Origin of the sequence: Mesorhizobium sp. M7A.T.Ca.US.000.02.2.1, from assembly GCF_003996995.1 — a bacterium.
Lineage (GTDB): Bacteria > Pseudomonadota > Alphaproteobacteria > Rhizobiales > Rhizobiaceae > Mesorhizobium.
The window spans coordinates 1-635 of the sequence record NZ_RZTT01000867.1; the positions used below are offsets into that span (position 1 = coordinate 1).

General features: G+C 63.3%; 1 pseudogene. It reads right to left on the reverse strand.

Annotated features, from left to right (window positions below):
* Positions 1 to 123: 123 nt before the first annotated feature.
* Positions 124 to 635 (reverse strand): annotated as a pseudogene (locus EOD15_RS35195) (ribose ABC transporter substrate-binding protein); the annotation flags it as partial.

A 635-nucleotide genomic window follows, 5' to 3' on the forward strand; every position in this document is an offset into this window, starting at 1 on the left:
GATATGCCTTCCATCCGGAAGAGAGGAACCATACCGTCCATCGGCCCTCCCGAGGCACTTTTGACGACCAGGGATATCGAGTGGCCGGCGCCGCGGGAGCTCCCGCGGCGCCTTGTATGCTGCCTATTGGTCCGCCTTGGTCTGGCCCATGATTTCCTGCGCCGTGAAATTGATGCCGCAGGTCGGGAAGGAGTTGCCGACGAAGAAATTGTCGGACTGGTCGGGGAAGAAATCCTGACCGGCCTTGAAGTTTGGATCCTCGACAATCGCCAGCGGCAGTTTGACCGCTTGCGGAACGACATTGCCTTCGAGTGCGGCAATCGCCGTCTTGATGGCAACCGCCACCTGGGCCGGACCTGTGCCGGCCGATGAGCATTTCAGCCCGTCCGCAGCATGCGCGGCGCAGAACTTGCGGAAGCCGTTCTCGGTCTCGCCGCCGAACGGCACGAACGGATGCTTGGCGTCGATCATCGCCTGCACGATGCCGGTGTCGCCACCCTGTCCGGTCACGCCGTCGAAGGGGCCGTTGGTTGCGATGGCGTCGGCCGAGGCCTTTTGCGCCACGCCGTCATCCCATTTGCCGACCACCTCGGTGACCTCCCACTTCTTCCCGGACGCGTCGAGAGCCTCATGGA